At 62.4% G+C, this 20,390-nt stretch carries 20 protein-coding genes and 2 tRNA genes; 10 read left to right on the top strand and 12 right to left on the bottom strand.

Features of this window, described 5'->3' with window-relative positions:
* The first annotated feature begins 129 nt into the window (after positions 1 to 129).
* Positions 130 to 2,040, top strand: coding sequence for an alpha-amylase family glycosyl hydrolase (locus tag HHL22_RS00980; protein ID WP_169529111.1), 1,911 nt, complete (start codon positions 130 to 132; stop codon positions 2,038 to 2,040).
* Between the two features lie 119 nt (positions 2,041 to 2,159).
* Here HHL22_RS00980 and HHL22_RS00985 read toward each other — a convergent pair whose 3' ends face one another.
* The gene (locus HHL22_RS00985) at positions 2,160 to 2,789 is read right to left on the bottom strand and encodes a nitroreductase family protein (RefSeq protein WP_169529112.1); all 630 of its coding nucleotides are present in this window, start codon (positions 2,787 to 2,789) and stop codon (positions 2,160 to 2,162) included.
* Positions 2,790 to 2,913: 124 nt separating this feature from the next.
* Between HHL22_RS00985 and HHL22_RS00990 the strand changes: the two genes are divergently transcribed.
* The 7 genes from HHL22_RS00990 to trpS all read left to right on the top strand — a co-directional run bounded on the left by HHL22_RS00990 (position 2,914) and on the right by trpS (position 9,823).
* The gene (locus tag HHL22_RS00990) at positions 2,914 to 4,752 is read left to right on the top strand and encodes a glycosyltransferase (protein WP_169529113.1); all 1,839 of its coding nucleotides are present in this window, start codon (positions 2,914 to 2,916) and stop codon (positions 4,750 to 4,752) included.
* Positions 4,753 to 4,844: 92 nt separating this feature from the next.
* A complete protein-coding gene (locus tag HHL22_RS00995) occupies positions 4,845 to 5,672 on the top strand; it encodes a DUF4198 domain-containing protein (protein WP_169529114.1) in 828 nt (275 codons plus the stop codon).
* A 117-nt stretch (positions 5,673 to 5,789) separates the two neighbouring features.
* Positions 5,790 to 6,164: an STAS domain-containing protein gene (locus tag HHL22_RS01000; protein WP_169529115.1), complete on the top strand. Its 375-nt coding sequence runs from the start codon at positions 5,790 to 5,792 to the stop codon at positions 6,162 to 6,164.
* Between the two features lie 178 nt (positions 6,165 to 6,342).
* Positions 6,343 to 7,269: a ribonuclease Z gene (locus tag HHL22_RS01005; RefSeq protein ID WP_169529116.1), complete on the top strand. Its 927-nt coding sequence runs from the start codon at positions 6,343 to 6,345 to the stop codon at positions 7,267 to 7,269.
* 96 nt (positions 7,270 to 7,365) lie between these two features.
* Positions 7,366 to 8,157 (top strand): queuosine precursor transporter, encoded by a 792-nt coding sequence (locus HHL22_RS01010; protein ID WP_169530925.1) that lies wholly within the window; start codon positions 7,366 to 7,368, stop codon positions 8,155 to 8,157.
* 27 nt (positions 8,158 to 8,184) lie between these two features.
* Positions 8,185 to 8,838, top strand: a complete 654-nt coding sequence (locus tag HHL22_RS01015) for a hypothetical protein (protein ID WP_169529117.1) — start codon at positions 8,185 to 8,187, stop codon at positions 8,836 to 8,838.
* Between the two features lie 10 nt (positions 8,839 to 8,848).
* A complete protein-coding gene (gene trpS, locus HHL22_RS01020; RefSeq protein WP_169529118.1) occupies positions 8,849 to 9,823 on the top strand; it encodes a tryptophan--tRNA ligase in 975 nt (324 codons plus the stop codon).
* Positions 9,824 to 9,974: 151 nt separating this feature from the next.
* On the opposite strand, the gene HHL22_RS01025 is transcribed toward trpS, so the two are convergent.
* The 8 genes from HHL22_RS01025 to HHL22_RS01060 all read right to left on the bottom strand — a co-directional run bounded on the left by HHL22_RS01025 (position 9,975) and on the right by HHL22_RS01060 (position 15,643).
* Positions 9,975 to 10,769: a hypothetical protein gene (locus HHL22_RS01025; protein ID WP_241737933.1), complete on the bottom strand. Its 795-nt coding sequence runs from the start codon at positions 10,767 to 10,769 to the stop codon at positions 9,975 to 9,977.
* Between the two features lie 779 nt (positions 10,770 to 11,548).
* Positions 11,549 to 11,633, bottom strand: a tRNA-Ser gene (locus tag HHL22_RS01030).
* A gap of 61 nt (positions 11,634 to 11,694) precedes the next feature.
* Positions 11,695 to 11,781, bottom strand: a tRNA-Ser gene (locus tag HHL22_RS01035).
* A 113-nt stretch (positions 11,782 to 11,894) separates the two neighbouring features.
* Entirely contained in the window at positions 11,895 to 12,854 is a 960-nt protein-coding gene (locus tag HHL22_RS01040; protein WP_169529119.1) for a YihY/virulence factor BrkB family protein, read from the bottom strand.
* A 152-nt stretch (positions 12,855 to 13,006) separates the two neighbouring features.
* On the bottom strand, positions 13,007 to 13,501 hold the full coding sequence (locus tag HHL22_RS01045) for an acyl-CoA thioesterase (RefSeq protein WP_169529120.1): 495 nt from the start codon (positions 13,499 to 13,501) through the stop codon (positions 13,007 to 13,009).
* 138 nt (positions 13,502 to 13,639) lie between these two features.
* Positions 13,640 to 14,566: an MBL fold metallo-hydrolase gene (locus tag HHL22_RS01050; protein ID WP_169529121.1), complete on the bottom strand. Its 927-nt coding sequence runs from the start codon at positions 14,564 to 14,566 to the stop codon at positions 13,640 to 13,642.
* A 104-nt stretch (positions 14,567 to 14,670) separates the two neighbouring features.
* Positions 14,671 to 15,003, bottom strand: a complete 333-nt coding sequence (locus HHL22_RS01055; protein WP_169529122.1) for a hypothetical protein — start codon at positions 15,001 to 15,003, stop codon at positions 14,671 to 14,673.
* A gap of 64 nt (positions 15,004 to 15,067) precedes the next feature.
* On the bottom strand, positions 15,068 to 15,643 hold the full coding sequence (locus tag HHL22_RS01060; RefSeq protein WP_169529123.1) for a GNAT family N-acetyltransferase: 576 nt from the start codon (positions 15,641 to 15,643) through the stop codon (positions 15,068 to 15,070).
* Positions 15,644 to 15,866: 223 nt separating this feature from the next.
* On the opposite strand from HHL22_RS01060, the gene HHL22_RS01065 reads away from it, so the two are divergent.
* Positions 15,867 to 16,976: a glycoside hydrolase family 43 protein gene (locus HHL22_RS01065; RefSeq protein WP_169529124.1), complete on the top strand. Its 1,110-nt coding sequence runs from the start codon at positions 15,867 to 15,869 to the stop codon at positions 16,974 to 16,976.
* A gap of 175 nt (positions 16,977 to 17,151) precedes the next feature.
* On the opposite strand, the gene pncA is transcribed toward HHL22_RS01065, so the two are convergent.
* Both pncA and HHL22_RS01075 read right to left on the bottom strand, forming a co-directional pair.
* Positions 17,152 to 17,742 carry a bifunctional nicotinamidase/pyrazinamidase gene (gene pncA / locus HHL22_RS01070; RefSeq protein WP_169529125.1) on the bottom strand — a complete coding sequence of 197 codons (591 nt, stop codon included), beginning with the start codon at positions 17,740 to 17,742 and terminating at the stop codon, positions 17,152 to 17,154.
* A gap of 24 nt (positions 17,743 to 17,766) precedes the next feature.
* Positions 17,767 to 19,272 (bottom strand): malate:quinone oxidoreductase, encoded by a 1,506-nt coding sequence (locus HHL22_RS01075; protein WP_169529126.1) that lies wholly within the window; start codon positions 19,270 to 19,272, stop codon positions 17,767 to 17,769.
* Positions 19,273 to 19,456: 184 nt separating this feature from the next.
* Here HHL22_RS01075 and HHL22_RS01080 point away from each other — a divergent pair, with 184 nt between their 5' ends.
* The gene (locus HHL22_RS01080) at positions 19,457 to 19,855 is read left to right on the top strand and encodes a BLUF domain-containing protein (RefSeq protein ID WP_169529127.1); all 399 of its coding nucleotides are present in this window, start codon (positions 19,457 to 19,459) and stop codon (positions 19,853 to 19,855) included.
* Here the strand turns inward: HHL22_RS01080 and HHL22_RS01085 are convergent.
* Positions 19,852 to 20,373, bottom strand: a complete 522-nt coding sequence (locus tag HHL22_RS01085; protein WP_169529128.1) for a 2'-5' RNA ligase family protein — start codon at positions 20,371 to 20,373, stop codon at positions 19,852 to 19,854. The two genes, HHL22_RS01080 and HHL22_RS01085, sit on opposite strands and share 4 nt — an antisense overlap.
* Positions 20,374 to 20,390: the final 17 nt, after the last annotated feature.

Here is a 20,390-nt window from a genome sequence, read left to right on the forward strand (position 1 = left end):
AGGGGCTAGGGCTGGTTAAATGCTATTCATCCTTGCTTTAACTAAAATTCTTCGCAGGCGTATAAGTAAGCACATCCGCCGGTTGCACGTGCATTCCGCTGTCTGGAAGCAGTGCGCCGGCCTTTCTATATGCCTACAACCCTCACTCACTCTACTAAAAAGCCGGCGCGCACTTCAGCGAAGAAAGCCAAGGCCGCCGGGGCTACTATTTCCACGCCTACGCCTGCTAAAACCCAACCCATTCCTGCTGCCGTAGCGGCGCCCGTGCGCGACGGTTTTGGTGCGTTGCCGCACGAGGGCGGCGTTACCTTCCGGGTGTGGGCTCCCAACGCTACCGCCGTGAGCGTAATGGGCACTTTTAATAACTGGGATACTAAGGCGAGCCCTCTGCGCGCCGAGGAAGGCGGCAATTGGGCCGGCGACCTGCCCCAGGCTAAGGCGGGCGACGAGTACAAGTACGTGCTGCAAACGCCCCAGGGCGAGCTGCACCGCAACGACCCCTACGCCCGCGCCGTGACTAATTCGGCTGGCAATGGCATCGTGTTCGACATCAGTGACTTCGACTGGCAGAACGATAATTTTCAGATGCCGGCCTGGAACGACCTCGTGATTTACGAGCTGCACGTGGGGACCTTCAACGCCCCCGACCCCAGCCGGCCGGGGACTTTTTATGACGTTATTGACCGCCTGGACTACCTGCAGGGCCTAGGCATCAATTGCATCGAGATAATGCCGGCCACCGAGTTTCCGGGGGCGCGCTCCTGGGGCTACAACCCGGCCAACCCGTTTGCCCTGGAAAGCGACTACGGCGGAGCCACGGCCTTCCGCGAGCTGGTGCGCGCGGCCCACCAGCACGGCATTGCCGTGGTGCTCGACGTAGTGTACAACCACTTCGGGCCGGGCGACCTCGACCTCTGGCAGTTTGACGGCTGGAGCGAGAACAACGGCGGCGGCATCTACTTCTACAACGATTGGCGCGCCGAAACGCCCTGGGGCATGAACCGCCCCGACTATGGCCGCCCCGAGGTGCGCCGATACATTCGTGACAACGCCCTGATGTGGCTGGAAGACTATCACTGCGACGGCTTGCGCATGGACGCCATCGCCTTCATTCGCAACGTGAAGGGCGAGAACAACCCCGGCGACGACCTGCCCGACGGCTGGAGCCTGATGCGCTGGATAAACGAGGAGATTCAGCGCCGCCAGCCCTGGAAAATCACCATTGCCGAGGACCTGCGCGCCCACGGCGGCATCACGGGCGATACCAACGTGGGCGGCGAGGGCTTCTCGACCCAGTGGTGCGCCAACTACATTTACCCCATGCAGCGGGCGCTGACTACGCCCAATGACGCCGACCGCCACATGCACGAGGTAGCCAGCGCCATTTGCTCGGTGTATAATGGTAATGCCTTTCAGCGGGTTATCTACACTGAAAGCCACGATGAGGTGGCCAACGGTAAGTGCCGCATTGCCGAGGAAATTATGCCCGGTAACGTGGAGAATTACTACTCCAAGAAGCGCACGGTGCTGGGCGCTGCCCTTACCCTCACGGCCAGTGGCATCCCGATGCTGTTTCAGGGCCAGGAGTTTCTGGCGCCCGGCTCGTTTAACGACAACGAGCCGCTAGATTGGAACTGGGCCGAGCAGCACGGCGGCATGGTGCAGCTTTACCGCGACCTCATTGCGCTGCGCCGCAACCAGTACGGCCACACGCCGGGCCTGCGCGGCCAGGGCTGCCGCGTGTTCCACGTCAATGATAATGACAAGGTTATCGCCTTTGCCCGCTGGGACGGCGACCCGCAGAACGCGACGGTCGTGGTGGTAAATTTCGCCAACCAGGCTCACCAGGGCTATACCCTAGGCCTGCCCGCCGGCGGCAAGTGGCGCGTCCGCTTCAACAGCGACTGGCATGGCTACGACCGTGAATTTGATGATTTTGACTCGTACGGCCCCGAAGCCCAGGGCGGCAGCTACGACGGCTACCCCCAGCACGGCCAGCTCGACCTAGGGCCCTACGCGGTGCTGGTGCTATCGCGCTAGTCTAGCGCGCAAGGTTTCGCAAGGTAAAAAGAGGTCTCGCAAGGTTTTATCCCTCGGCACTGTTTAATGCCGGGGGTAAAACCTTGCGAGACCTCTTTTTACCTTGCGAAACCTTGCGCTCAGACCTTGGCTACGCTATAATCCTCGCTTTGCGCGGTAGGCCAGCCGCCTTCAAACATGATTTCGCCGAGGGGTTTGCGGGTACGCGGGGCCAGTTCGCGCTCTTTCAGGGCGTCGGGCAGCGCGTCCACGTTGCCGGGGTAGCCAATGGTAAATACTGACACCAGTTCGAAATCGGCCGGAATTTGGAAAGCGGCGCGGGCAGCATCCTGCGAGAAGCCCGCCATCTGGTGAATTTGCACGCCCAGTTCCACGGCCTGAATGGCCAGCGTGGCCGCGGCCTGGCCCACGTCGTGCTTGGCCCAGGCGTTGGGATTACCGTCGTGGCTAAAGGTGGTTTTGGCCACGGCCAGCGCAATGGCCGAGGCGTTTTTGGCCCAGTCCTGATTGAAGGGGGCTAGGGTGCTCACTATCTTCTCAAACGCCTCGGGGCTACTTTGCTGGCTACCCACTACGAAGCGCCAGGGCTGCTCGCCAAAGCACGAGGCCGCCGAGCCCGCCGCCGTAAAGAGCTGCTGCAGGGTTTCGGTGGAAACTGGCTGATTGGTGTAGGCGCGGGGGCTGCGGCGCTGCGCGAGCTGCGGTAAAATGGCGTGCTCGGGCTGGAGCACATTGAGGGTATCGGACATAAAAAAAGGGGGTTTACGGGGGCCTAAAGCCCAAAATCAGCCGGAATGTTTTGCCGGCCCGCGGTTGCGGGTAGCAAGCGGGCGGCTTACCTTTCGCACCTCTTCCCCCCCAAGTACTCCGCCTATGCAGCCCCAGCCCACCGCGCCCGAAGTTCTGTTTCCCAATTCTTTGCTTATCGAAGCCGCCTGGGAAGTATGCAACCAAGTGGGTGGCATCTACACCGTTATCCGCTCGAAGGTACCTGCTACCATGCCCGCCTGGGGCAGCCGCTACTGCCTGCTAGGGCCCTATTTCCCGCAAATGGCCCAGGGCGAGTTTGAGAGCTACTCCGACGAGCAAGTGGCCACCATGACCGACCCCTACGCCGTGGCCGTGCGCGCGCTACGGGCCGAAGGCATGGACATCTGCCTGGGGGTATGGCTGATAACGGGCCGGCCGCGCGCGGTGCTCATCAACCCTTTTCAGGCGTACAGCCGCCTAGGCGAGCTGAAAAGCGCCCTCTGGCGCGACCACCAGCTGCCCGCGCCCGACAACGACGACCTGCTGCACCAGGTCATTGCCTTCGGCCACCTGGCCGAGCGCTTCGTGGAAATGGTGGCCCGCCAAACCGAAGGTAAATACCAGGTTATTGGGCACTTCCACGAGTGGATGACGGGCGTGGCCATTCCGGAGCTACGCCGCCGCCAAGTGCCGGTGCACCTCGTGTTTACGACTCACGCCACGCTGCTGGGCCGCTACCTGGCCATGAACGACCCCAACTTCTACGACCACCTGATGGGCGTGAACTGGGAGGCCGAAGCTAAGCACTTCAACATCGAGCCGGCCGTGAAGATGGAGCGCGCCGCCGCCCACGGCTCGCACGTGTTCACCACCGTGAGCGAGCTGACGGTGCGCGAGTGCATCTACTTACTGGATAGAATACCCGACGCGGTGCTGCCCAACGGCCTCAACATCGAGCGCTTTGTAGCCCTGCACGAGTTTCAGAACCTGCACAAGCTCTACAAGGATAAAATCCACGAGTTTGTGATGGCCCACTTCTTCCAGAGCTACTCCTTCGACCTCGACCAGACGCTCTACCTGTTCACGTCGGGCCGCTACGAGTACCACAATAAAGGCTTCGACCTGACGCTGGAGGCCCTGGCCCGCCTCAACTACCGCCTGCAGCAAAGCGGGCTGGAAGGCCAGGTGGTGATGTTTTTCATCACCAAGCGCCCCTACACCAGCATCAACCCGCTGGTGCTGCAAAGCCGCGCCCAGCTGGAAGAGGTGCGCCAAACCTGCCGCGCCATCGAGGAGCAGGTGGGCGACCGGCTGTTTTACGCCGCCGCCGCCAGCGCCGACCACCGCCTGCCTGACCTCGACGCCATGGTGGACGACTACTGGAAGCTGCGCTACCGGCGCGGTCTGCAAAGCTGGAAAACCTCGGCCCTGCCCTCCGTCATCACCCACAACCTGGTAAATGACCAGGACGACGACATCCTCAACTTCGTGCGCCGCGCCAACCTGGTGAACAACAAGCACGACCGGGTAAAGATTGTGTATCACCCTGACTTTGTGAGCACTACCTCGCCCTTGTTTGGCATGGACTACGGGCAGTTTGTGCGCGGCTGCCACCTAGGGGTGTTCCCGAGCTACTACGAGCCCTGGGGCTACACTCCCCTCGAGTGCGTGGCGCGCGGCGTGCCGGCCATCACCTCCGACCTGTCGGGCTTTGGCGACTACGTGCAGAAAAATGTGCCCGACAACGAAGAAAAGGGCATTTTTGTGGTGCACCGCCAGGAGCGCAGCTTCGACCAGGCGGCCGAGGAGCTGGCCAACATGCTCTGGGACTTCGTGCTGCTGAGCCGCCGCGAGCGCATCACCCAGCGCAACCGCGTGGAAAGCTCGGCCGACATCTTTGACTGGAAAAACCTGCGCGTGTACTACGACCGGGCGTACGCGCTGGCCCTGGAACGGCAATAGCAGAGTTTTTTCGCACAGAGTTGGAGTGAGTGAAAAAGGCGTTTCACGGAGCAGCATAACTCTGTGAAACGCCTTTTACTCGCCCCAACTCTGTGCGAAAAATTCTCCCCGTACTCCTGCTCGCCACCGCTGCCCTAGGGCACGAGTTTTGGCTAGCCCCCGCTAGCTACTGCGTGGCCGTGGGGGCTTCGGTGCCCATCAAGCTGCTAGTGGGCGAAAACTTCCAGGGCGAAACCTGGCCGCGCCCCACGCGCCGGGTGCGCCGCTTCGTGCGCCTAGGGCCCAGCCTGGCCGATAGCACCGACCTGCGCCCCGCGCTGCTAGCCGATTCGCTGGCGCCAGCAATGCGCTGCCCCGCACCGGGCCTGCATGTGGTGGCACTCACCAGCCAGCCATCGTTCATCGAGCTGCCGGCCGATAAGTTCACGGCCTACCTGAAGGAAGAAGGGCTGACCCTGGCCCTGCGCCAGCGCGAAACCGCCGGCGTGGCCACTACCAAGCCCGGCCGCGAAGCCTACCGCCGCTGCGCCAAAACCTTGGTGCTGGCGGGTGCCCTAAGCCCCGCTGCCGCCGATACCGCTTGCCGCCGGATGCTGGGCCTGCCCCTGGAGCTGGTGCCCGAGCAAAACCCCTACCGCCTGGCGCCCGGCGCGGCCCTCACGGTGCGGCTGCTGCGCCAGGGCCAGCCGGTAGCGGGCGCGCTGGTGCAGGTATGGGAGGCGGGTCAGCCCGCTACTCGCCATTTCAGCACCCACACCAACCAGCAGGGGCGCTTGCTGCTGCGCCTGCCGGGCGCCGGACCCTACCTGCTGGCCGCCGTGCAGCTAGAGCCCGCCCCGCCCGCGCTGGCGCCCCAAGCCGACTGGCTGAGTACCTGGGCCTCGCTCACGTTTGGGGGGCCAGCGGGGCCTAGGCGCTGAAATAAATTCCTAATTTGCTAGGGCTGAGCTAATACGAATAGCTCATTTTGCGTTCTTCTTTTTTTGCCTACCTTCGTCCTCTGGCAGCCAAATCCCATTCGCCCGCCCGATTTCTCTATGAAGTACTCCATCGATAAGAAAGAAAGCTACACCGTCATCACCATCGATGAGAAGAAGCTGGATACCACCGTTGCGCCCGACCTGAAATCAGAGTTTGTCAAGCTTAATGCGGAGGGGAATAACAACCTGATTCTGGACCTGCAACACGTGAAGTATACCGACTCGTCGGGGCTCAGTAGCATCCTCATTGCCAACCGCTTGTGCAATTCGACCGGCGGCCTGCTGGTGCTCACCGGCCTGCAAGACCACGTGCTCAAGCTCATCACCATCAGCAAGCTCGAATCGGTGCTGCACATCCTGCCCACCGTGGAGGAAGCCATCGACCGCATTTTCCTGCACTCCATCGAGCGCGACCTGACGGATAAGGAATAGGTAGTTGTAGCGGTTGCCTTTATTCGGCACGTAGCCATTAGCTGTTAGCTGCTAGCTTTCTTTCTAGGAGAGAGCAGCGGCTAACAGCTTTTTTTAGCTGCTGGCCCCCAGCCCCGAGGGCTGGCCCGCCGCGCCAAAAGGCTAGTAGCTAACAACCAGCAGCTAAGCGCTAAAAAAAGTGAATTTCGAGCTTCAAATACTGGGCAGCGGCTCGGCCACGCCCATGGTAGGCCGCCACCCCACGGCGCAGGTGCTGGCCGTGGGCGAGGGCCGCTACCTGCTCGACTGCGGCGAGGGCACCCAGCTGCGGCTGCTCGAGCACCGGCGGCGTTTCAGCACGCTACGCGTGGTGTTCATCTCGCACCTGCACGGCGACCATTTCCTCGGGCTGTTCGGGCTGCTGAGCACCATGAGCATGCAAGGCCGCCAAGAGCCGCTGCTGGTGGTGGGTCCCTGGGGCATCGAGCAGATGGTGACGGCCGTGGGGCTGCACTCGCAGCAGCAGCTGGGCTACGACGTCACTTTTGCGCCCATCGACACCGAAGCCCACGCCCTGGTGTATGAGGATGCGCTGGTGCGGGTGCACAGCCTGCCCATGCGCCACCGGGTGCCCTGCGCCGGCTACTTGTTTGAGGAGCAGCCCCGCCGCGCCCGCCTGCTGAAGGAGCGGCTGCCCGAAGGCCTGTTGGCCACGGAGCTAAGCCAGCTGGCGCAGGGCCACGACCTGCCGCCCAACCCCGCCACCGACCGCCCCGTCCTGCTGCACGCCGAGGTGTCGGTGCCCGCTCCGGCCCCTAGGCGCTACGCCTTCTGCTCCGATACGCTCTATCAGCCCGAGCTGGCCGAGCTGGTGCGCGGCGTCGAGTTGCTCTACCACGAGGCCACTTTCCTAGACGAGCTGCGCGACCGCGCCACCCAAACCCACCACAGCACCGCCCGCCAAGCCGCCGAGCTGGCCCAGGCCGCCGGCGTGGGCCAGCTGCTCATCGGCCACTTCTCGTCGCGCTACCGCCAAACGGAAGCGCATCTGCTGGAGGCCCAGGCGCTTTTCCCCAATACCATCCTAGCCACCGAGGGACTGGAAATAGTGGTCGGGGAGAAGTAACAGCGCACCAAAGTCCGTCATGCGGCGCTTGCCGAAGTAGCTCTCCCGCGCCCCTAGGGTATCGTTCGGGAAAGCTGCTACGGTAAGCGTAGCATGATGTTCTATTTTTGCCATTCGTCACTTGTTGCTCGTCACTTGTCAGTAGCCACTTACGCCCACCGCAAGCAGCAGCTATACCTGGTGCTGAGCGCTATTTTTTTGGTGAACGCGCTGCTGGCCGAAATCATCGGGGTCAAGATTTTCTCGGTGGAGAAAACTTTTGGCCTCACCGGCAACCTCACGGCGGGCGTGCTGGTTTGGCCCATTGTGTTCGTCACCACCGACGTTATCAACGAGTACTTCGGGCGGCGCGGGGTGCTGCGCGTCAGCTTTCTCACGGCCGGGCTGCTGCTCTACGCGTTCCTCGTTATTTACGGCACTACCAAGCTGGCCCCGGCCGACTTCTGGCTGGCCGTAAACAAGACCGATGCCCTAGGGCGCCCCTTCGACATCGAGTTTGCTTACCAAAGCATTTTCCGGCAGGGCCTCGGTATCATCGTGGGCTCGCTGGTGGCGTTCATCATTGGGCAGGTGCTCGATGCCAGCGTGTTCCAGGCCTTTCGGCGCGTTACGGGCAGCAAGTACATCTGGCTGCGCGCCACCGGCTCTACGCTCATCTCGCAGCTCGTGGACAGCTTCGTGGTGCTCTACGTGGCATTTTACGTGTTCGGCAACTGGACGATGGCCCAGGTGCTGGCCGTGGCCAAGTTCAACTACTGGTATAAATTCGCCGCCGCCATCCTACTCACGCCGCTGCTCTACTTAGCGCATTACCTCATCGACCGCTACCTAGGCCCCCAAGAAACGGCCGAGGTGCAAGAAGCGGCATTGAAAGATAGGGGGATGTAGAATATTTAATATCAATTACTTATAGATATGCGTACGCTATTTGTACTACTAATCGCCTGTATCCTGTTACCGCTCTGCGCGCAGGCTCAATCCACTGCGGAAGCTGGCGATTATTATATTTTAAAGGAAAATCCAGGGGTAAAAATTACCACTTGGTTTAGCTATGTAAGCTGCAACGAGTTGCTGGCAACCAGCAAGTATGGCAAGAAATACACCTTAAAAGCTCAGTACGTAACGAGCTTACGCTGGAAGCAGCGCAGTTTCTTGACAGTGAGTGGCTTTGAGATTCGTAAAGTGTTGACCAAAGCGATAGTGGACTATGGCTTTGCTGAGGTGCTCGATACTGGCCGGGTGACGCTATTGCGCTACGACTACGCAGTTGGCATTCCATTAGTGTTGCCAATAGGTAGTAGGATACTGGCCGGGAGCTACCAAGACCCTCGCTATGTGTACCTACTGCGAGATAGTACTGGCACGGCTGCCATACCTGTTTTTGCGCATCATGCGCGCGAGCAACGGGCCGCGCTTCGGCCCTACGTAGCTAGCCGGCCCGATTTGGTGGCAGCTCTCGAAAGCAAGCGGTTCAATGAGAATAGCTTGCCTGCTATCATCCGCTCCCTCAATTCTGGGCAACCCTTCACGCCGCCCGAGCCACCCGCCGTTTACCTCGGTATAGACTAATTTCGCCTTAATGTCCCGAATCCTTACCGGCATCCAGAGCACCGGCCGGCCCCATTTGGGCAACCTGCTTGGCGCCATTCTGCCCGCCATCGAGCTGTCGAAAAACCCGGCCAACGAGTCGCTGTATTTCATCGCCGATTTGCACTCGCTCACCACCGTACGCGACCCCGCGCTGCTGCGCGCCAACACCTACGCCGTGGCCGCCGCCTGGCTGGCCTGCGGCTTCGATACCGAGAAAAACCTGTTTTACCGGCAGTCCGACGTGCCGCAGGTAACCGAGCTGACCTGGTATCTGTCGTGCTTCACGCCCTACCCGATGCTGGCCAACGCGCACAGCTTCAAGGATAAGAGTGACAAGCTGTCGGACGTGAACGCGGGTCTCTTCACCTACCCCGTGCTGATGGCGGCCGACATCCTGCTCTACGATGCCGAGGTGGTGCCCGTGGGCAAAGACCAAGTGCAGCACCTGGAGATAGCGCGCGACATTGCCCACGCCTTTAACGGCCGCTACGGCGACACGCTGGTGGAGCCCCAGGCCCGCGTTGATGCCGAGCTAATGACCATTCCGGGCACCGATGGCCAGAAGATGAGCAAGAGCTACGGCAACATTATCGACGTGTTCGCGCCCGAAAAGGAGCTGCTGAAAAGCATTAAAGGCATCATCTCGGACAGCACCCCGCTAGAAGCGCCCAAAGACCCTGGCAAGGACGTGACTTTCAAGCTGTACGCGCTGCTGGCCAGCCCCGAGGAAACCGCCGTGATGCGCCAGCGTTACGAGGCGGGTGGCTACGGCTACGGCCACGCCAAGCAGGCGCTGTACGAGCTGATTTTGCGCCGCTTCGCCACTGAGCGCGAGCGTTTTAACTTCTATATGAGCAACCTGCCCGAGCTGGACGCCCAGCTGGCCCTAGGGGCGCAGCGCGCCCAAGAATATGGCGCGGGCGTGCTGGCCAAGGTGCGGGCCAGGGTAGGCTACGGTAAGTGAATAAGTGAAAAAGGCGGTCATGCTGAGCGCAGCCGAAGCATCCCTATCGCGTAAGTAATCTCAAAGCGTCAGAAATTACTTACGCGATAGGGATGCTTCGGCTGCGCTCAGCATGACCGCCTTTTTCATTTACCAACTCGCCAACTTGCCGCTACTCTACCCCGCGCTGCTGGTGCGAGAAGCTGAAGCCCACCTTGCTGCCGCGGCTAACCTGCTGATTTTCCAGCTTTTGTTTCACGCTGATTTTTTGAATGTCTTCCAGCGGCGGCGCAATCAGGTCGTTGTTGATGGCGGCAATCATGGCGCTTTCCACAAACAGGCGCATGGCTTCGGGCGTGATGACGTTGCGGCTCATGTCGGGGCTAGGCAGCTCCAGCTGGCGCACGCCCTCCAGGTAGTAGTGGCTGTCGATGTTGACCAGCAGGCGGCCCAGCAGGTAGCCGGGGTCGTTGAGGCGCTGGTAGCGAATGCTGTCGGCCATAAAGTTGTAGGCCATGATGTGCCCGAAGTAGCGCCGCCGAAAATCGGCTTCTACGTAGGGCGTGGCCAGCGGCGCAAAGCTATCGGGAAAGGTGATAATGTTGGAGTGCATGACGAACACCAGCAAATCGCCGGAAAAGCGCACGTGGAACTCCATCTCGTTAATGGGTTGGTACTCAATCTTGACGCTGGCGTCGGCACCGGCCGTCACGCGTTGAGTCAGCTCTACGCACAGCGCCTGGGTGGCGTAGCGCAGCAAGTTGAAAGCCGCCAACGTAGCCCGGAAAATGGCCTGCTTAGCGCTGGCTTTCTGGCCTAAGCCCTCGGCGATGAGGTTAACGCGGTCGGGCGGCAGCTCGGCATCGGCTTCGGGACCGGTAGGGGTGGGGCGGAGCTTAGCAGCGGCTTTGGGGCGCGGCTTGCGCGGCACGGGGGCCGGCGTAGCCCCGGCGGCAGAGGAGGCCATAGGCAGAAAGAGTAAGCAGCAAGCCGACGCCGAGCAACTAAGCACGCCAGCCAGGGCGTAAGTTATAGCCTAAGGGGGATTACGGCGGCGCTTTATTAGAACTGGTCGCGTGGAAAAGTCTCGCTTTCACCTTATAGTCAAGACTTTCGTGAAAATAGAGTGCCAGTGCCTGCGCACTATGGCCCGCGAAGACTCCCCTCGCAAGCTGCCCTAGATAGATGCCCCCGAGAGCCGGGCTAGCCGTGAAAAGCCCCGAATTGGTGGCGAGTGCTTTTTAAGTGCGCTATAACTATCTAGGACTATCCTCGTATTTTCATTACCGGCTACGAGAAATACGGAGTTGGTTAAGTTTATTTCATAGCACAGAAAGGCTCGCTGGCTTCCAGTGAGCTTTTTTTCATTCAAGTAGCAATCCTGCGTGATTAGATAGCATTTTAGAGCAATCAGTGCGGATTGGTGACAGCCAGTCCACGCTGATTGCTTCTTTGTGTCAGGTCTCGCACCTATTGCTCTACTCCTGTGCTATGAAAACAAAGTAAAAGCCCCGGCCATTCGGCCGGGGCTTTTACTTTGCGCCCAGTGGCCGCCCGACGCTCTGCTCGCCGCTCGCAACGGGTCTATGTGAGAGCCGCTGCCAGGGGCTTTTTCGCTGGCAAGGCGACGGGTTTTGGCCAGACTAGTCGGCAGGCGGTGGTAGCTGGTGTAGCAGGCGAGTTTTACGCAGGCGTTACTAGCCAGCAACTAAAAAGGCCCCTGGCGCAGTGCCAGGGGCCTTTTTGCAGAGGAGGAGGGATTCGAACCCCCGGACCTGTTACAGTCAGCGGTTTTCAAGACCGCCGCAATCGACCACTCTGCCACTCCTCTGGGTCAGGTTGCTGCGCTGAATCATAAAAAAGGCTTTTTCCAGCGCAGAAAAAGCCTTTTGCAGAGAGGGGGGGATTCGAACCCCCGATACCGTTGCCGGTATAACGGATTTCGAATCCGTCGCATTCGACCACTCTGCCACCTCTCTAAAGGTTCCAAACGAGCGGTTGGGGCTGCAAAAGTAGGCCAGAAGTAGCTGGCGGCAAATGCCTAGGCGGTTTTTTTTCTTACTGAGCTAGTAAGGCCCTCACAATCAGTTTGTCATTTTTCTTGGGGTAGCAGGCCTAGGCGGCCGGTTACGGCGTCGATGCTCACGTTGACTTCAAAGCCAATGATGAGCGTCATGCACACAAACTCCAGCCACACCATAAAGCCCACCAGCGCCCCAATGGAGCCATAAAAGTGGTTGTAGGAGTCGAAGATGCGCACGTAGAGCGTGAAGAGAAACGACACCAAAAAGATGAGCAGCGTAGCCACCAGGGCCCCCGTCGATACGAAAGGCCACTTGTCGTGCACGGGGGGCACGAAGTAATAAATGACGCAGGTAGTGGTGAGGAACAACCCCAGGAGGGAGCCGTAGCGCAGCACCATAATAAGGAACTCGGTGGAGCTTTCGGGCACTATTTCGTAGAACACCAGCGCGTCGATGATGAAGGTGCCGAAGAAGATGCCCGCAATGGACACCACCAGCACCAGCGCCAGCACAAACGTGAGGCCAGTGGCAATCAGGCGCTTATGAAAATAGCCCCGGTGCTTGAACCAGGGGTATTTCTTCTCAAACGCGTCGAGCAGCGCCATGATGCCGTTACTGGATAGTACCAGCGCGGCCCCGAAGCCGAAGGAGAGCAGCCCGCCGTGCGGAATGCGCACAATGTCCTCGATGGTGCTGGCCGTGGCGCTATACAATTCGTGGGGCATAATGTCGGCCAGAAACTGCAGAATGTCCACGTCCAGGTTGGGCACCGGGATGTAGGGGATGAGCGTGAATAGGAAAATGATGGTCGGGAACAGCGCCAGCGTGAGGTTAAAAGCCATGTAGGCCGAGCGCTTCTCCAGCGAGTCGAGGCGCAGCTCGTGCAGCACGCGCTCGCCCACATCGTAGACCGAGATGCGGCCCCCGCGCAGGCGCTGCCGCTTGCCCCAGGCCATGAGCGTGCGGTAGGCGCGGTGGCGGCGCACATCGGGCAAGGTAGCGCGGCGGCGGGCGGGCGGGGCAAGCATCTTTGGCGAGTTAGGAGGTAAAAGGGATGAGTTAGGAGTTGCAAGGGAACGTCATGCTGAGCTTGCCGAAGCATCTCTCCCGCATTCCCTAGGGGTTGTTCGGGAGAGATGCTTCGGCAAGCTCAGCATGACGTTCCCTTGCAACTCCTAGTTCACTGCTTGCCGAAGGCGGCCGGCGCGGGCGCGTCGGCAGGGGTGGCGCGGGCGGGGGGGCCTAGGGGGCTTTCGGTTTCGTCGGGGGTGAAGTAGGGGGCTAGCTTGTTGCGCACACTTTCGGGCACCGGCACGGGGCGGCCGGTGGCGGTGCTCACAAACACCATCAGCGTGTGGCCGGTAGTGAGCAGCTCGCCGGCTTCGTTGGTAATTTCGTACTCGAAGTTGACCCGCGAGCCCACAGCCAGCTCGCGCAGCATTACCTTGATAATGAGTAAGTCGTCGTAGCGGGCGGGGCGCCGGAAGCGGGTTTGCAGCTCGCCCACGGGCATGCCCACGCCCTGCTCCTCTAGGTCGCGGTAGCGGATGCCGAGCTGGCGGAAGGCCTCGGTGCGGGCCACCTCGAAGTACGCCGCGTAGTTGCCGTGGTACACGTAGCCCATCTGGTCGGTTTCGGCGTAGCGCACCCTGATTTCTACGTTGGCCTGGTACATAAAGCTGGAGTAAAACGCCTGCCGTAGAAGCGGAAAGGTGGTGGCAGGCGAGGTAAAAATACGGCGCCCCCGGCTGCCCCGGCCCCTAGGGTAGCGGGGCAGCCGGGGGCGCCACTCGTCAAAAGCGAGTAGCCAGCCCTAGGCGCGGTGCTTGCGGCGGCGCCGGCCACCGATGAGCAGCCAGGTGGCGCCGGCCACGGCCAAACTGGCCCCCACAATGGCCGCTCGCTGGGGCAGCGTATCCTTGGCGGGCGGGGGCAGGTGCTCGACGCCGCTGGCATCGGTGCGGGCGGGCTCGTGGTGGTAGCGGCCGTGGGTGGGCACCGGGTAGCTGCTGGCCAGCTTCTGCAAATCGACCAAGGCCTGCAAGCCGCTCAGGGCCGGGCCGTGGCCGCAGCCAATGTGGCGCGGCTCCAGGGCCGCCAGCTTCTGCACCGACTCGCGGCACTGCGCCCAGTTGTAGTTAAAAGGCGCGCCGGCCACGCTGATTTTGGGGATGCCCAGCAGCAGCTTGGGCAGCGACTCGTGGTCGGCGGTGGCGAAGGCATCGGCCCCGAGCAGGGTGTGGTCGGCCGCGCGGAAGAAGGCAACCTGGCCCGGCGCGTGGCCCGGCACGTGCAGCCAGCGCCAGCCCGGCAGGTAGGGTACCTCATCCGAGTCGAGGGGCAGGGGCTCTACCACGTCCTTCACGCTGGGCACTTCGCGCGGAAAAAACCGGCTGGCAAAGCCCAGCGAGCCGCCCACGGTCGGGTCGGCGGGTGGGTAAAAGGCCTGCTCCGTGATGTAGGGCAGCTCGAGCGGGTGCGCAATGACGGGCACGCCCCAGGCCTGGGCCAGCGCCGCCGCTGAGCCCACGTGGTCGAGGTGGCCGTGGGTGAGCAGGATAGCCTCGGGCTTGGCGCCGGGCCCGTAGAGCTTCTCGGCTTGGGCCCGAATGGTTTTCTCTGAGCCCGGCAGGCCCGTATCGACGAGCACCCACTGGCCCGGCTCGCCGGCATCGACAAAATAAACGTTAACAAAGCGTTGAATAAGAAGCTGGTGCACGCCAGCGGCTACCTGAGTCATGGGAAAAGGAACAAGTGAGGTAAAGAAGACTGCGCGCCTGGGGCCCGCTACCCCGGCATACGCGCCCGCCGGCCCCTAGGGTGCAAAAGGCGGCAAACCCGGCCTTATTTCACCGGCCGGGTACTGACGGTGCCGGTGGCTTTATCGACCTCAAAGGCGGCGCGGTTGGGCATCCGGCCCGCCCAGTCGGTGCGCGGCACCAGCACCTGGTAGTGGCTACCCACCTCTAGCACCCGCGCCGAGTCCGTCACGTACAGCTGGCGGTTGGGCTGCTGGCTGAGGTAGTAGGCGACGGCCGCCTTGGCCGCCGCGGCCGAGGCTACCTGGCCGGCCGGCGGCACCGCCTGGGGGTTGGGGGCCTGCTGGGTGGTTTTGCCCGATTGGCAGGCGGCGAGGCCGAGCAGGCCTAGGGCCAGGCTGGTGCAAAAGGTGTTCATAAAGGCGGCAAGGGCTAGGGGAGCAGTGTACGCGCGAAGTGGCCCTAGGGTGCCCAAAGCTACTTTAAGCCAGCTGGGCCGGCTCGGCCAGCACGCTCAGGGCCGCGCAGGCCACCCCCGACACCGGTTTTTCGAGCACCAGCAGGTGCAGCGGCTGGCGGGGCTCGCCGGCCCCGGCGCCGGCCGGGAAGGGCTCTACGGCGCCGGTGGGCTGGTAGCCGCGGCGCGCATACCAGGCCAGCAGGTCGGGGCGCTCGGCTAGCACGGTCATGCGCAGGCGGGTGCAGCGCAGGTGGCGGGCCTGCAAGTCGGCGTGCAGCAGCAGGTAGCGGCCCACGCCCAGGGCCTGCTCTTCAGGGGCCACGGCCAGCAGGCTCACGTGCATTACCTCGCCGGGCGGGCGCGTGAGGCACACGCTGCCCACCAGCCCTAGGGCGGGCTCGTGGCAGCACCAGAGGCGGGTGTAGGGCGCGCGCAGCAGCGCCCGCAGGCTGGCCTCGTCGGTGCGTGGGCCGTCAAACAGGTCGGCCTCGGTGGTCCAGCCCCGGCGCGCTGGCCCCCGGTAGGCCCGGTTGATAAGCACCACCAAGCCCGGCACATCGGCGGGGCGGGCGGGGCGGGTGATGAGCAGGTCAGGCATGGCAACGCGGGCGGCCGGCGCGCGGCCGGAATAAGGGGGCAGGGCTGGCTGGTGGCCGGCCCCTGGCAAGCAGTAACAATTCACCGGCCCATCTGGCTGGTTAAGCAGGCTCCAAAAATACTTTTTTCAAGCTAATACTATCGTAACGAAGCCGATAGTTGGCGCAAGCTGGGGGCTTCTATCTTGCAGCGCAACTCGTTTCCCGCCTTTCCTTTTGCTGTTTATGTCCCACGCTCTCGCTTCGCGTCGCTGGCTGCTGGCCGCGCCGCTAGCCCTGGCCGCCTGCCAAAGCTCGCCCACCCAAACTGCCGCTACCAGCGGGACCGCCGCGCCCACTACTGCCGACTCGGCCGCCGCACCGCACTACCTCAGCCAGCCGCTGCTGCGCGGTATTTACACTGCCGACCCGTCGGCCCACGTATTTGAGGATAAAATTTACATTTATCCCTCGCACGACATTGAGGCGGGCATCCCGGAAAACGACAACGGCGACCACTTCGCCATGCGTGACTACCACGTGCTGTCGCTCGACAGCGTGGGCGGCAAGGTAACCGACCACGGTGTGGCCCTCGACCTCAAGGATATCCCCTGGGCCGGCCGCCAGCTGTGGGCCCCCGACGCGGCCTTTAAGAATGGCACCTACTACCTGTACTTTCCGGTGAAGGACAAGCAGGACGTGTTTCGGCTGGGCGTGGCTACCAGTAAGTCGCCCAGCGGCCCCTTCAAGGCCGCGCCGCAGCCCATCAAGGGTAGCTACAGCATCGACCCGGCCGTGTTTACCGACACCGACGGGCAGGCGTATTTGTACTTTGGCGGCCTGTGGGGCGGGCAGCTTCAGCGCTGGAAAACCGGTACCTACGACCCCAAAGCCCCCGACAAGGAGCCCGCTGGCCACGAGCCCGCCGTGGGCGCCCGCGTGGCGCGCCTCACCCCCGGCATGACCGAGTTTGCCGGCCCCGCCAAGGAAGTCGTCATCCTCGACTCGCTGGGCAAGCCCCTCAAAGCCAGCGACAACAAGCACCGCTTCTTCGAGGGTGGCTGGCTGCACAAGTACCAGGGCAAGTACTACTTCTCGTACTCGACCGGCGACACCCACTTGCTGGTGTACGCCACGGGCACTTCGCCCCTAGGGCCCTTCACCTATCAGGGTGTGGTGATGAAGCCCGTGCAGGGCTGGACCACCCACCACTCCATCGTCGAGTTTAAAGGCAAGTGGTACATCTTCTACCATGACACCCAGCTCAGCGGCAAAACCTGGCTGCGCAACGTGAAAGTGACTGAGCTTAAGCGCCGCCCCGATGGCAGCATTATCCCCATCGACCCGGCTGGGTAGTAAATGAGTAGATGAGTAAATAAGCTGGTCATGCTGAGCTTGCCGAAGCATCTCTACCGCATCGTCCGGATGACCCTAGGCGGCGTGGTAGAGATGCTTCGACAAGCTCAGCATGACCGCCTTTTCCTTACTAACCTAATCACCTACTTACTTACATGCTCAACCACCTATCTGCCTACCGCAGCACCGCGCCGCGCGCCAGCAAGTCCTGGCGGGCGGCGGCGATGGTAGCGGGGGCAATACCGCGGGTAAGCTCGGTGAGCACTTCCACGCTGAATCCTTCTTGCAGGGCATCCTTGGCCGAGAAGTAGACGCAGTAGTCGAGGGCCAGGCCCGCCACGGCCACTTGCGTAATGCCCCTGGCCCGCAGGTAGGCCCCTAGGCCCGTGGCGCGGCGGTGGCCATTGTCGAAAAACGCGCTGTAGCTATCCAAGTCAGGGTCGGTGCCTTTGCGAAAGATGGCTTCCACTCGGTTCAGGTCGAGGCCGGGGTGCAGGGCGGCGCCGGGGCTGCCCTGCACGCAGTGGTCGGGCCAGAGGCGCTGGGGTAGGCCCTGCCACTCGATTTCCGAAAAAACCGCCTGGCCGGGGTGGCTGCTGGCAAAGCTGCGGTGCCCTAGGGGGTGCCAGTCCTGGGTAGCTACCACCAGGTCGTAGTGGGACTGCAGCTCGTTGAGGCCCGCCACGATGGCGTCGCCGCCAGGCACGGCCAGCGCGCCGCCGGGCATAAAATCGAGCTGCACGTCGATAAGCAAAAGGGCGTTCATAGGATAAATAAACTACGCTGGAGCCTAATTTTCCAGTTGCAGCACCTGGGCCGAGTGGCGGCGCACGGCGGCCGTAAGTGGCGCGTTGGCGGCTAGCGACTGGCCGAAGGAAGGCACGAGGCGGTGCAGCGTCGCCTGCCACTCGGGCGTGGCGGCCTGCTCGGGAAAGCAGCGCTGCACCAAATCGAGCATGATACTGACGGCGGTGCTGGCGCCCGGCGAGGCCCCGAGCAGCGCCGCCACCGAGCCATCGGCCGCCGTTACTACCTCGGTGCCAAACTCCAGCACGCCACCGGCCTTCTTATCCTTTTTAATGACCTGCACGCGCTGGCCGGCCGCTTCCAGCTGCCAGTCCTGGGGCTGGGCCTCGGGGTAATACTCGCGTAGGGCCGCCACGCGCTGCTCGGGCGTTTGCATCACCTGCCCAATGAGGTAGCGCGTGAGCGGAATGTTGCGCGCCCCGGCAAAGAGCAGCGGCCGGATGTTGCCCAGCTCGATGGAGCGGAACAAGTCGGAATACGAGCCCTGTTTTAAAAACTTGGTCGAGAAGCCCGCGTAGGGCCCAAACAGCAGCTCGCGGCGGCCGTTTATTTGGCGCGTGTCGAGGTGGGGCACCGACATGGGCGGCGAGCCCACCGAAGCCTTGCCGTACACCTTGGCATCGTGGCGCTCAATGACTTCGCGGTTCAGGCACTTCAGCCACTGCCCGCTCACCGGGAAGCCGCCGTAGCCGCTGGCCTCCGGAATGCCGGTTTTTTCGAGCAGTGGCAGCGAGCCGCCCCCCGCCCCAATAAACACGAACCGCGTGCGCGCCTTGCGGCTCTTGCCGCTGGCCACATCGCGGATTTTCACCCGCCACAGCCCGTCGGGCTTGCGCCGAAAATCCACGATTTCCTGCCCCAGCTCGAAGCTCACGCCGGGCTGCTGGCGCAGGTAGTCGAAGAGCGAGCGGGTGAGGGCGCCAAAATTGACGTCGGTGCCGATGGCCATGCGCGTGGCGGCCACGGGCTCGGCCGGGTTGCGGCCGTCCATCACCAGCGGCACCCACTGGTCTATCTCGGTTGGGTCGGTGCTGTACTCCATGCCCGCAAACAAAGGCGAGTGCAGCAGGGCCGCGTGGCGCTTGCGCAGGTACTCCACGTTGGCTGGCCCCCACACGAAGCTCATATGGGCAATGCTGCGAATGAAGCTGGCTGGCTCGGGCAGCTGCCCGGCGGCTACCAGGCTAGCCCAAAATTGCTTGCTTTGCTCAAACTGCTCGGCAATTTTGTCGGCCTTCGCGATGTCGATGCGGCCGTCGGGCAGTTCGGGGGTGTAGTTTAGCTCGCAAAAAGCCGAATGGCCGGTGCCGGCATTATTCCAGGCGTCGGAGCTTTCGGCGGCTACCGCGTCGAGGCGCTCATAAATGGCGATGCGCAGGCTGGGGTCCAGCTCCTTAAGCAGCACCCCTAGGGTGGCGCTCATGATGCCCGCCCCGATGAGCACCACGTCGGCGGTCAGCGGTTTGGCGGGTGTAGTCAGTAAGTTCATATGGTAAAATCAAGAATCAACCGGTCATATTACGGTATTCGTCTGAACGGGCTGCTTTTCACTCGCTTTTTTCTAGCGTATCATCCTGGCTAGGCGCTACCTTTAAGTTGCCAAGCGCACCGCGAAAGTTTATTTGCGGCTATTACGTAGGTGCTAACAAGTGACGCAACACTGCATTATCTATATGAGCGAAGCCACCGCCAACCTCAGCGAGGCGGCGCTGCTCACGCTATTGCAGCAAGCCTGGGCCGAGCACCAGCGGGCGCAGCTAACCGGCCTGCTGCTGTACCGCGACGGGCGCTTCCTGCAAATTCTGGAAGGGCCCGAAACGCCGCTGCGGGAGTTTTTCAGCCGCGTGGCCGCCGACCCTCGCCACGGCAAGCTTGAGCTGCTGGCCGACGGGCCCAAGCCCGTTTCTGACTTCCAGGACTGGCACATGAGTTTTGCCTGCACCGTGCCCGGCCAGTGTACCCAACTGCCTGGCTACCTGCAGCTCGAGCACCTGCTGGCCCTGACCAAAAGCACCTCGGTGCGGCACTTGCTGCACGAGTTTCTGGTGGCCGACTACGTGCCGCTGCACTAGCCGCCCGCCCCAAACCGCCACTGCTGCCGCGCCTCCCAGGGGCCGCCCCGGTAGGCCCACAGCGCCAGACCCGTGCCTAGGGCTGCCCAGGGCTCAAAATCTGCGGCCAGCTGCGCGTGCAGCGCGCGGGCCTCGGCGGGGTCCACCTTGTTTTGCACCGTAATGTGGGGGTGCAGGCCCTGCTGGTCCTGGGCCGTGAGCGCCAGGGGTTGCCAATGCTGCTGCCAGCGCCGGTGCAGCGCCCCCAGCGGCGGGCAGTCCAGGCTATACATCACGCCCCGGCCCATAAACTTAACGCCCGTCACGTCCAGGTCTAGGGGGGGCAGGCGGGCGGCCTCCTGGCTCAGGTAGGCAGCAATGGCCGTTTCCTGGTCGCCCGGCAGGGCGTGAAACAGCGTGAGGTGGGCGCCGAGGTAGTTGCGGCTGGGCGGAAAATAACGGCGGCGCTGCTCGTCGAAAAATGCCTGGCTAGCGTCGTCGAGCGTGAGGGTCAGGATAAGGGGTGCGGGGGTAGTCATGCCCCGCATACGCAAAG

The sequence above is a fragment of the Hymenobacter polaris genome, from assembly GCF_012927305.1.
In the GTDB taxonomy this organism is placed as follows: domain Bacteria; phylum Bacteroidota; class Bacteroidia; order Cytophagales; family Hymenobacteraceae; genus Hymenobacter; species Hymenobacter polaris.

Bases quoted from the DNA above. Each gene is read 5' to 3' on its own strand.
- trpS (WP_169529118.1), top strand. From the start codon at position 8,849: ATGTCCCGAATCCTTACCGGCATCCAGAGCACCGGCCGGCCCCATTTG.
- HHL22_RS01045 (WP_169529120.1), bottom strand. From the start codon at position 13,501: ATGTACCAGGCCAACGTAGAAATCAGGGTGCGCTACGCCGAAACCGAC.
- HHL22_RS01040 (WP_169529119.1), bottom strand. From the start codon at position 12,854: ATGCTTGCCCCGCCCGCCCGCCGCCGCGCTACCTTGCCCGATGTGCGC.
- pncA (WP_169529125.1), bottom strand. From the start codon at position 17,742: ATGAACGCCCTTTTGCTTATCGACGTGCAGCTCGATTTTATGCCCGGC.
- HHL22_RS01085 (WP_169529128.1), bottom strand. From the start codon at position 20,373: ATGACTACCCCCGCACCCCTTATCCTGACCCTCACGCTCGACGACGCT.
- HHL22_RS01010 (WP_169530925.1), top strand. From the start codon at position 7,366: ATGTTCTATTTTTGCCATTCGTCACTTGTTGCTCGTCACTTGTCAGTA.
- HHL22_RS01015 (WP_169529117.1), top strand. From the start codon at position 8,185: ATGCGTACGCTATTTGTACTACTAATCGCCTGTATCCTGTTACCGCTC.
- HHL22_RS01065 (WP_169529124.1), top strand. From the start codon at position 15,867: ATGTCCCACGCTCTCGCTTCGCGTCGCTGGCTGCTGGCCGCGCCGCTA.
- HHL22_RS00990 (WP_169529113.1), top strand. From the start codon at position 2,914: ATGCAGCCCCAGCCCACCGCGCCCGAAGTTCTGTTTCCCAATTCTTTG.
- HHL22_RS00980 (WP_169529111.1), top strand. From the start codon at position 130: ATGCCTACAACCCTCACTCACTCTACTAAAAAGCCGGCGCGCACTTCA.
- HHL22_RS01050 (WP_169529121.1), bottom strand. From the start codon at position 14,566: ATGACTCAGGTAGCCGCTGGCGTGCACCAGCTTCTTATTCAACGCTTT.
- HHL22_RS00985 (WP_169529112.1), bottom strand. From the start codon at position 2,789: ATGTCCGATACCCTCAATGTGCTCCAGCCCGAGCACGCCATTTTACCG.
- HHL22_RS01075 (WP_169529126.1), bottom strand. From the start codon at position 19,272: ATGAACTTACTGACTACACCCGCCAAACCGCTGACCGCCGACGTGGTG.
- HHL22_RS01055 (WP_169529122.1), bottom strand. From the start codon at position 15,003: ATGAACACCTTTTGCACCAGCCTGGCCCTAGGCCTGCTCGGCCTCGCC.
- HHL22_RS01080 (WP_169529127.1), top strand. From the start codon at position 19,457: ATGAGCGAAGCCACCGCCAACCTCAGCGAGGCGGCGCTGCTCACGCTA.
- HHL22_RS01000 (WP_169529115.1), top strand. From the start codon at position 5,790: ATGAAGTACTCCATCGATAAGAAAGAAAGCTACACCGTCATCACCATC.
- HHL22_RS01060 (WP_169529123.1), bottom strand. From the start codon at position 15,643: ATGCCTGACCTGCTCATCACCCGCCCCGCCCGCCCCGCCGATGTGCCG.
- HHL22_RS01025 (WP_241737933.1), bottom strand. From the start codon at position 10,769: ATGGCCTCCTCTGCCGCCGGGGCTACGCCGGCCCCCGTGCCGCGCAAG.